This is a genomic window from Aeromonas sp. FDAARGOS 1405 (genome assembly GCF_019048265.1).
Lineage (GTDB): Bacteria > Pseudomonadota > Gammaproteobacteria > Enterobacterales > Aeromonadaceae > Aeromonas > Aeromonas veronii_A.
In genome coordinates this window covers 454,794-465,000 of record NZ_CP077311.1, presented here as the reverse complement: position 1 = coordinate 465,000, position 10,207 = coordinate 454,794, and the positions used below count along the sequence as shown (strand labels likewise).

Genomic DNA, 10,207 nt, shown 5'->3' with positions numbered 1-10,207 from the left:
GTCCGTCGTGAAGAGGGAAACAACCCAGACCGCCGGCTAAGGTCCCAAAGTTCTGGTTAAGTGGGAAACGATGTGGGAAGGCTCAGACAGCTAGGATGTTGGCTTAGAAGCAGCCATCATTTAAAGAAAGCGTAATAGCTCACTAGTCGAGTCGGCCTGCGCGGAAGATGTAACGGGGCTCAAACCAGGCACCGAAGCCGCGGATTTGCACTTAGTGCAAGTGGTAGGGGAGCGTTCTGTAAGTCTGCGAAGGTGTATCGAGAGGTATGCTGGAGATATCAGAAGTGCGAATGCTGACGTAAGTAACGATAAAGGGGGTGAAAAGCCTCCTCGCCGGAAGACCAAGGGTTCCTGTCCAACGTTAATCGGGGCAGGGTGAGTCGACCCCTAAGGCGAGGCCGAAAGGCGTAGTCGATGGGAAGCAGGTTAATATTCCTGCACGACTTGTAATTGCGATGGGGGGACGGAGAAGGCTAGGTGGGCCAGGCGACGGTTGTCCTGGTGAAAGTGCGTAGGTGGTGTTTCCAGGCAAATCCGGAGACACAACACTGAGACACGAGACGAACGCACTACGGTGCGGAAGCCATTGATGCCCTGCTTCCAGGAAAAGCCTCTAAGCTTCAGATTACAAGTCATCGTACCCCAAACCGACACAGGTGGTCGGGTAGAGAATACCAAGGCGCTTGAGAGAACTCGGGTGAAGGAACTAGGCAAAATAGAACCGTAACTTCGGGAGAAGGTTCGCTCTTGATGGTGAAGTCCCTTGCGGATGGAGCTGTCGGGAGTCGCAGTGACCAGATGGCTGGGACTGTTTATCAAAAACACAGCACTCTGCAAACACGAAAGTGGACGTATAGGGTGTGACACCTGCCCGGTGCCGGAAGGTTAATTGATGGGGTTAGCGCAAGCGAAGCTCTTGATCGAAGCCCCGGTAAACGGCGGCCGTAACTATAACGGTCCTAAGGTAGCGAAATTCCTTGTCGGGTAAGTTCCGACCTGCACGAATGGTGTAACCATGGCCATGCTGTCTCCACCCGAGACTCAGTGAAATCGAATTCGCCGTGAAGATGCGGTGTACCCGCGGCTAGACGGAAAGACCCCGTGAACCTTTACTACAGCTTGGCACTGAACATTGAACCTACATGTGTAGGATAGGTGGGAGGCTTTGAAGGCGTGACGCCAGTTGCGCTGGAGCCGTCCTTGAAATACCACCCTTGTATGTTTGATGTTCTAACGCAGGGCCCTGAATCGGGCTCGCGGACAGTGCCTGGTGGGTAGTTTGACTGGGGCGGTCTCCTCCCAAAGAGTAACGGAGGAGCACGAAGGTTGGCTAATCCTGGTCGGACATCAGGAGGTTAGTGCAATGGCATAAGCCAGCTTAACTGCGAGACGGACAGGTCGAGCAGGTACGAAAGTAGGTCATAGTGATCCGGTGGTTCTGAATGGAAGGGCCATCGCTCAACGGATAAAAGGTACTCCGGGGATAACAGGCTGATACCGCCCAAGAGTTCATATCGACGGCGGTGTTTGGCACCTCGATGTCGGCTCATCACATCCTGGGGCTGAAGTCGGTCCCAAGGGTATGGCTGTTCGCCATTTAAAGTGGTACGCGAGCTGGGTTCAGAACGTCGTGAGACAGTTCGGTCCCTATCTGCCGTGGGCGTTGGATGATTGAAGGGAGTTGCTCCTAGTACGAGAGGACCGGAGTGAACGAACCTCTGGTGTTCGGGTTGTCACGCCAGTGGCACTGCCCGGTAGCTAAGTTCGGAATCGATAACCGCTGAAAGCATCTAAGCGGGAAGCGAGCCCTGAGATGAGTCATCCCTGACCCCTTGAGGGTCCTAAAGGGCCGTTGGAGACCACAACGTTGATAGGTGGGGTGTGTAAGCGCGGCGACGTGTTGAGCTAACCCATACTAATTACCCGTGAGGCTTAACCATACAACACCCAAGAAGTGTTCTAAGGCTTGTAGCAAACCTAAGCGAACTACTAATTCAGTGATAATGACTCAGTCGTTATTCACGTCAGCTTTCTGGATTGAAGAATTTGCCTGGCGGCCATAGCGCCGTGGAACCACCTGATCCCATGCCGAACTCAGAAGTGAAACGCGGTAGCGCCGATGGTAGTGTGGCATTCGCCATGCGAGAGTAGGACACTGCCAGGCACCCAATACAAGAAACCCCGCTCATCGAGCGGGGTTTTTTATTGCCTGAAATTCAGCAAGTCGCCTAAAAATTGGCCTGCGTTACCCCCTCCTTCCCCTGAATTCCTGAGCATCCCATCAGTTTTACTCATAAAAAATGGCCCTGGCGGCGTAAAATGGCGCTTTATCTGGTCGGAGATAGCCCATGTTTTGTCCAAAATGCGGCGGTCAAACCCTGCAGAGCGTCAACCCCAAAGAGTTTTGCTGTGACTGCGGTTTTCATTTTTTCCAGAATGTAGCGACTGCGGTGATGGTGGCGCTTTGCTGGCAGGATGAGGTGCTGGTTGCGGTGCGTGCCCGCAATCCGGGCAAGGGGTTGCTGGATCTGCCGGGCGGATTTGTCGATCCCGGCGAGTCGCTGGAGGTCGCGCTGCGTCGCGAGTTGCAGGAGGAGTTGGGGTTCGATATGGTCGGTCAGCCATACCGTTATCTTGGCTCGTTCGCCAATACCTATCCCTATGACGGCATCACCTATCACACCTGTGACACCTTCTTTGCCATCAAGCTGAGCGAAAAACCGGTCATCCAGCCAGCTGACGATGTCGCCGCCTGTCACTGGCTGAAGATCCGCGATATCCCCTTGCCCCGCTTTGCTTTCGAGTCGACGCGCACAGCTATGGCGCGGTTGCAGCAATCCCCTTTGCAAGCCTGATCCCTGCTGATGACGATGGGGATTGGCAGCGACCATCCCTGTCTCATCCTTGTCCGCTTTTGTCCCGCAGACGCCATTCGTCAGACGGTGAGTGGTATAGTCTGCAGTGGATCCGGATTCAAGGAGCATATCGTGAAGAAGATAGTTCTCATCTTGCTCGGCATCGCCGTGGCAGCCTTGCTGGCCATAGTGACGCTGATAAGCCTTATCGACCCCAATCAATTCAAGCCCCAGCTGGCTGAACAGGTGCGCAAGAGCACGGGCCGGGAACTGGTGATGGCGGGGGAGATTGACTGGCGTTTCTGGCCGAGTCTCGGCCTCTCGCTGGAGAAGGTGGCTCTGCGCAATCCGGCCGGTTTTGCCGAGCCGGATCTGATTCGTTTCGAACAGGGCGAGGCCTCGGTGGCCCTGTTACCGCTGCTCTCACATCGTCTGGAGATCGGCAAGGTGACCCTGAGTGGCGCCCATCTCTTTATCCAGACCAAGGCGGATGGCAGCTCCAATCTGAGCGGACTGATCAAAGATGCCACTGCTGATGCAAGCGAACCGGTCGTCCCCGCAACCCCTGCGCCAACCTCTGATAGCAAGCACTGGCAGATCAGCTTGCAGGGTGTCGCGCTCTCCCAGGCCAGTGCGCTTGTACAGGATGATCGCAGCGGCACGTCGCTGCGACTGGATCGACTCGATCTCGATATGGGGCAGCTGGCCACCGGTCAGTGGGTACCCGTGACGCTGGCCGCGAAGGGGAGTGCCGACAAGCTCGCTTTCGACGTTAAAGGGCAGACCCAGATCAAGCTGGCGCAGGAGGTGATGGCCAGTGAACTGAAAGATCTGAGCCTCAGTGGCAGCCTGAGTGCCCCGTCCCTGCGACTCGACAGTTTCTCCATCAAGGGAGACCGACTGGCCCTTGGTGAGTGGAGCAATCTCACGTTGGCGCTGAAAGGAGCCAAGGTCGAGGGGCAGCAAGCTTTACTGGCAGGTTCGCTGGAAGGAACGCTCAAGGGACGGCTCGATAAAGAGATGAAGCTGGCCGAGCTCTCCGATGTGCTGCTGACGGCTGCGCTGGAAGGTGGTACGCTGCCGCGCCCGCAGATGAAGCTGAAACTGGCCGGGTTTGCCCGCGCCGAGCTCGACAAGCAGTTGATTACCCTGAGCAAGCTGGTGATGAGTGCCGATGAGGCGCTGCTGAGTGGTGATGGATCCGTGCAGCTTGGTACTGTTCCCGCGATCACTTTCGATCTCAAGGGGGAGAAGCTGGATCTCGACAAATGGCTCGCCAAAGCGACACCGACCACACCTGCGCAGGCGAAAGAGAGCAAACCGGCGGCCGGAGCCTCCAATGCCGCTACAAGTGGCAATAAAGCGGTAAGCGGTAAGAGCGAAGCCCTCTCCACTGTCGAACCGGATCTGGGCGCGCTCAAAGGGGTGGATCTGGATGGTCGGCTGCAACTCGGCAGCCTGCGTCTGAAAGGGCTGGATCTTGGCGCAGTCGATCTGCAGGTGGCTCTGGCTAAGGGACTGCTGACGCTCAAACAGTTCAGCGCGACCGTAGCTGGCGGTCAGGTAAACGCTAACGGAGTTCTCGATGCACGCCAGCAACCCGCCACCTACAAGGTGCACAAGCAGGTGGCCGGAGTGAACATCCGTCCCTTGCTTCAGACTCTGGCTCAGAGCGATCTGCTGGAGGGCAAGGGCGATCTCGATGTGCAGGTGCAGGGCCGTGGTCTCTCCGCGCTGGCGCTGCGCAACGGGATGCAGGGTAAGGTGACATTGAAGCTGAGTGACGGCGCCCTGCACGGCATCAACCTGCCGGAGATGATCCGCGAGGCGCGGGCCACCCTCACCGGCAAGGGAGCCGAGCAGGTGAAGGAGGCGCGCAAGACCGACTTCAGCGCCCTGACCGCCAGCTTCCTTATTGCCGATGGCATCGCCCGCAGCAACGACATCCAGCTCTTTGCCCCGGCCTTGCGGGTCAAGGGCGAGGGGCAGACGGCGCTGGTGCCGGAGAGCCTCGACTTCCTGTTCCTCACCTCCATCGTCGAGAGCAGCAAGGGGCAGGGAGGCAAGGACGTGGACGAGCTGAAGGAGATCACCATTCCGGTGCGGATCGGCGGCCACTGGCAGGCGCCCAGCTACCAGCTCGACGTAAAGGCGCTGCTCAGCAACAACAAGCTGCTGGAGGAGAAGGCGCGCAAGGAGGCCGAACGCGGCCTCAAGAAGCTGCTGGGGGACAAGGCCGACAACGAGGCCGTCAAAGGGGTGGCCGACCAGCTGCTCAAGGGCTTGTTCAAATAGCCCCAGCCTTTCGTTTTATCTCCATGTAGAGCCCGCCTCGTGCGGGCCCTTTTTCATTGCCGCTAGCGGGAATTACTCCCCCAGCAGCAGTTGCCAGACTGCCAGCACATGGCCTCGTTCGGTCAGTAACTGGTCGTCGCTCACCTTGCGGGAGATCTCCGAGAGGTTGAGGCGATGGCCGAGGTTGCGGATTTCCAGATAGGCGTGCTTGAGCCCCTCCGCCTGCTCCAGCGTGAGTACCCCCGCCAGCACGCACTCATCGAAGATGCGCACGTTATCGGACCAGCGGGTGAGCGCCTCGGGTTCACCGCAGGCGTGGGCCAGCACCAGGTACTGGGCGATGAACTCGATGTCCACCATGCCACCGGGGGACTGCTTGAGGTCGAACTCGCCGGCGCCCGCCTTGAGCAGGTGATCCCGCATCTTGTGGCGCATCTCGCGCACCTCGCGGGCCAGGGTCGGCAGTTCGCGCTCCTTGGCCAGCACGGCGCGGCGGATGCGGGCAAACTCGGCAACGATGGCGTCATCGCCATAGATGGGGCGGGCCCGCACCAGTGCCTGATGCTCCCAGGTCCAGGCCTCGTTTTGCTGATACTGCTCATAGGCCGAGAGGGACGAGACCAGCAGGCCGGAGTCGCCGGAGGGGCGCAGCCGCATGTCGATCTCGTAGAGAATGCCGGAGGGGGTGCGGGTGCTGAACAGGTGCAGGATCCGCTGTGCCAGGCGCAGGTAGAACTGGCGGCTGTCGATGGGTTTGCGCCCGTCGGTGTAGCTGTTGGGGTCGCCGCCGTGCAGGAACACCAGATCGAGATCCGAGCCGTAACCGAGCTCGATGCCGCCGAGCTTGCCGTAGGCCACTACCGCAAAGCCGCGCTGACCGCTCACCGCCACCTCGGGCGGTACCCCGTAGCGCTCGCTCATCTGGGCCCATGCCTGATTGACCACCTCCTCGGTGATCGCCTCCGCCAGCCAGGTGAGGTGGTCGCTCACCTTCATCAGCGGCAGGGCGCCGGCGATGTCGGCCGCCACGATGCGCAGCAGCTGCACCTGCTTGAACTGGCGCAGTGCCTCCATCTGCTGCTCCACATCCTCTTCGGGGATGCGCAGCAGGAACTGGCGCAGCTGGGGTTTGTACTGATCGAGCGGGGTGGGGTGATAGAGGTGCTGGGGATCGAGCAGCTCGTCCAGCAGGATGGGGTAGCGGGCCAGCTGCTCGCTCACCAGATGGCTGGCGTCGCACAGCCGCACCAGCTGGCGCAGGGCGCCCGGGTTCTCCGCCAGCAGCTGCAGATAGGCGCTGCGGGTGAAGATGCGGGTCAGCAGTTCGCACACCCGTTCGAACAGGCGGGCAGGTTGCTCGCTGGCGACCACCAGTCGCAGCAGCTCCGGCATCAGCCAGTCCAGCGCGATGCGCCCCTGCGGCCCTACCTGACGTCGCTTGTACTCCTCCTTGAAGCGCAGCAGGGCACCGCAGAGCGGAACGGGCTCGGCCACCCCCTGCGCGGTCAGCAGCTGCTCCAACTCGGCGGCGTCGAGCTCGGTGCGCCAGAGATCGAGCCAGAGTTGCTCCAGATGGGCGGGGGCCTCTTTCTCTTCCCCCACCACGGCGGCAAACTCCTGATGGACGGCCGCCATCTCCTCGTCCAGATGAGCCATGAAGGCGCCCCAGTCAGCAAAGCCGAGGGCGGCGACGAGCCGCTGGCGATCCCGCTCCTCGGTGGGCAGGGTCTGGGTCTGCTGATCGCCGATCTCCTGCAAGATGTTCTCGACCCGGCGCAGGAAGCGGTAGGCCGTCAGCAGGCGGTTGCAATGGGTGGATTCGAGGGCGCCGCACTGGGCGATGGCGGCCAGCGCCTCTGGCAGATGGCGCACCCGCAGCGCCGGCTCACGCCCGCCGCGAATAAGTTGCAGCGCCTGGGCGATGAACTCCACCTCGCGAATGCCGCCAGCCCCCAGCTTGATGTTGCCCTCCAGCCCCTTGCGGCGCACCTCGGCGGCGATCATCGCCTTCATCTGGCGCAGGCCGTCGATGACGCCGAAGTCGATATAGCGGCGAAACACGAAGGGGCGCAGCATCTCGGCCAGCTCCACCGCATGTTCGCACTGGGGCCCCAGCACCCGCGCCTTGACCATGGCGTAGCGCTCCCAGTTGCGGCCGTGGTGCTGGTAGTAATCCTCCATGGCGGCAAACGAGATGGCCAGCGGCCCCGCGTCACCAAAGGGGCGTAAGCGCATATCGACCCGAAACACCTGACCGTCGACCGTGCTCTGGTGCAGGGCGTTGATGATGCGCTGGCCCAGCTTGATGAAGAATTGCTGGTTGGCGAGCTCGCGTCGCCCGCCGACCGTGTAGCCGTTCTCGGGGAAGGTGAAGATAAGGTCGATGTCCGAGGAGAAGTTGAGCTCGCCGCCCCCCAGCTTGCCCATGCCGAGAATGAGCAGCGGCTGCGGGTTGCCGTTGCCGTCCATCGGGGTGCCCAGCTCGCCGCACTGCTTGGCGTAGAGCCAGTCGCGGGCGGCGCAGATAAGCGCATCCGCCAGTCTGGTGAGGTGGATAAAGCTCTCTTCCACCGCCGCGTGACCCAGCAGCTCGCGCCAGGCGATCACCAGCATGCGGCTGCGACGGAACTGGCGCAGGATGCGCTTGAGCACCTCTTCGTCGTCCACCTCGGCGAGCATGGCGGCCAGATCATGCTGGTAGGTGGGCCAGCGTTCGGAGCGCTCCAGCTCTCCGGAGGCGAGCAGCTCGGTCAGCAACTCAGGCTGTTTGAAGAGGGAATCGGCGACAAAATCGGAGAGGCCAAGCAGGGTCAACAGGGTCTGGTGCACCGACTCGGGCAGCGTGCCGTAGTCGGGGGCCAGTTCAATCAGCCGTTGCCAATGGCGCTGGGCCAGCTCTTGCAGCAGGGGAGAGAAGGCGGAGAGAGAGGGAGAGTGCTGGGCCACGGTTGCCGTCCTTGTGATTAACGAAACTGCCGGATAAAACGCTGGCTGCCAATCTAGCACTGTCGGGCCCCCGCGTCACAGCGCAGGGGCGAGAAGCATGATCCGGCAAATAAAAATGGGCTCCCTGTCGGGAGCCCATCGGATTGCGCTGGTCATTATCAGTGGCTATCGACCCAGAAGAACTTGAGGACGAACAGCAGGGCAACCACCAGCACGCAGGGGTTGATTTCGCGCCAGCGGCCGGTGCCCGCCTTCATCACGCAGTAGGAGATAAAGCCAACTGCGATCCCCTCGGTGATGGAGAAGCTGAACGGCATCATGACGGCGGTCATAAAGGCCGGTACCGCTTCGGTCAGATCTTCCCACTTCACTCGGGTCAGCTCGGAGCACATCAGCACGCCCACATAGATAAGGGCGCCAGCGGCGGCATAGGCCGGCACCATGGCGGCGACCGGGGAGAAGAAGATCGCCAGCAGGAACAGCAGGCCGACCACGATGGCGGTTAGACCGGTACGGCCGCCGACGGCGACGCCGGAGCTGCTCTCGATAAAGGCGGTAACCGAGGAGGTGCCCATGAAGGCGCCGCCGACGGAGCTCACGCTATCAACCATCAGCGCCTGTTTCATGCGCGGGAAGTGGCCCTTGTCATCGGCCAGCTTGGCGCGGTTGGTGACGCCGATCAGGGTGCCGGAGGAGTCGAACAGGTTGACCAGCATAAAGGAGAAGATGATCCCGGCGAGGCTGATATCGAGCGAGCCCATCAGATCCAGCTTGCCGAACACCGGTTCGATGCTGGGGGGCATGGAGACAAAGCCCTTGAAGGTGACATCGCCAAACAGCCAGCCCAGACCCGTGGTGACCACAATGGCGATCAGCACGGCGGAGTGGACGCCGCGAGCGGAGAAGATGCAGATCAGGAAGAAACCGAGCAGACCCAGCAGGCAGGGCAGGGAGGTGAGGTTGCCCACGGTCACCATAGTCGCAGGGCTGGCCACGACGATCCCTGCGTTGTGCAGGCCGAGCAGGGCGATCAGCAGACCGATACCGGCGGTGATGCCGACCCGCAGGGTGAGCGGGATGTTGCCGATCAGCCAATAACGCACCCGCAGCAGGGTGAGGATCAACAGACCCATGGCACCCCAGAAGATGGTGCCCATGCCCACTTGCCAGGAGTAGCCCATACCCGCGACCACCACGAAGGCGAAGAAGGCGTTGAGGCCCATGGCGGGGGCCAGCGCGATCGGCAGGTTGGCCAACAGGCCCATCAGGATGCTGCCGATACCGGCGATGAGGCAGGTGGTGACGAACACGGCCTGGGTGTCCATGCCCGCCGCAGAGAGGATCTGCGGGTTGACGAACACGATATAGACCATGGTCAGGAAGGTGGTGATACCGGCAATCACTTCGGTACGGGCGGTAGTGCCATGGCCTTGCAGGGCAAACAGGCGCTCAAGCAATCCTTGCCCGGCGGCCTGATTGGCAGCTTGGTGTTGTTGATTCATGTTGGATTCCAATAGGTGACGTGAAATAAGCAGCAGGGGAACGGGCTATCCCATCCATGCGGGGTAAATTGCCCTGTTTCTGGCGGTTAAGTAACCAGACTCATCCTGATACCGTGACAGCGCGCACATTTTTACACAGGCGGCGCCGTTTACAAACCCCGGATCTGCGAAGCAGATCAATGAATAGAGCAAAAATTCAAACGTTTGCTTTTTGAGCATGAAAAAAGGTTCTCAGCAGAGAACCTTTTATCGAAAATTGGGGGCTTACAGGGTTTTGAAGTAGCGCTCGACCAGCTGGGCCAGCACCGAGTCGAGTCGGTCTTGTACCTCACCCAGTTCGCGGCCGAAGCGGCGCAGAAAGAGGATGGCCTGCTCTTCGGTCAGCTTGCGCCCCTCGATAAAGAACTCCTGCTCCGGCAGTTGCTTGTCGTAGCGGGGGATCAGCACCCAGCTCACCAGCTCTGGATCCACGGCGGCAAAAATCTTGGCGGCAGCGGCACAGAAGGTCTCTATGTGCTCCTTGCCATCCGGCCCGAGGCAACCCGGTTCAACCCGGATCTGGATGGTGAGTTTTTTCTCTATGGGGGTCGTCATCGTGCTACATCCATG

At 60.5% G+C, this 10,207-nt stretch carries 5 protein-coding genes and 2 rRNA genes (1 of these 7 running past the window's edge); 4 read left to right on the top strand and 3 right to left on the bottom strand.

From position 1 onward, the window contains the following. From I6L35_RS02140 to I6L35_RS02125, 4 genes are all read left to right on the top strand, one after another. A 23S ribosomal RNA gene (locus tag I6L35_RS02140) occupies positions 1–1,940 on the top strand; it begins 949 nt to the left of the window's first position. Positions 1,941–2,049: 109 nt separating this feature from the next. After that, a 5S ribosomal RNA gene (rrf, locus tag I6L35_RS02135) occupies positions 2,050–2,164 on the top strand. Positions 2,165–2,348: 184 nt separating this feature from the next. Further along, positions 2,349–2,855 carry an NUDIX domain-containing protein gene (locus I6L35_RS02130; RefSeq protein ID WP_216979421.1) on the top strand — a complete coding sequence of 169 codons (507 nt, stop codon included), beginning with the start codon at positions 2,349–2,351 and terminating at the stop codon, positions 2,853–2,855. A 132-nt stretch (positions 2,856–2,987) separates the two neighbouring features. Continuing rightward, entirely contained in the window at positions 2,988–5,150 is a 2,163-nt protein-coding gene (locus tag I6L35_RS02125; protein ID WP_216979420.1) for an AsmA family protein, read from the top strand. Between the two features lie 72 nt (positions 5,151–5,222). Here the strand turns inward: I6L35_RS02125 and glnE are convergent, their stop codons facing one another. The 3 genes from glnE to I6L35_RS02110 all read right to left on the bottom strand — a co-directional run bounded on the left by glnE (position 5,223) and on the right by I6L35_RS02110 (position 10,192). Then, the gene (gene glnE / locus I6L35_RS02120) at positions 5,223–8,096 is read right to left on the bottom strand and encodes a bifunctional [glutamate--ammonia ligase]-adenylyl-L-tyrosine phosphorylase/[glutamate--ammonia-ligase] adenylyltransferase (protein ID WP_216979419.1); all 2,874 of its coding nucleotides are present in this window, start codon (positions 8,094–8,096) and stop codon (positions 5,223–5,225) included. Positions 8,097–8,254: 158 nt separating this feature from the next. Then, positions 8,255–9,598 (bottom strand): NCS2 family permease, encoded by a 1,344-nt coding sequence (locus I6L35_RS02115; RefSeq protein ID WP_216979418.1) that lies wholly within the window; start codon positions 9,596–9,598, stop codon positions 8,255–8,257. 264 nt (positions 9,599–9,862) lie between these two features. Further along, positions 9,863–10,192, bottom strand: a complete 330-nt coding sequence (locus tag I6L35_RS02110) for a hypothetical protein (protein ID WP_216979417.1) — start codon at positions 10,190–10,192, stop codon at positions 9,863–9,865. Positions 10,193–10,207 lie beyond the last annotated feature (15 nt).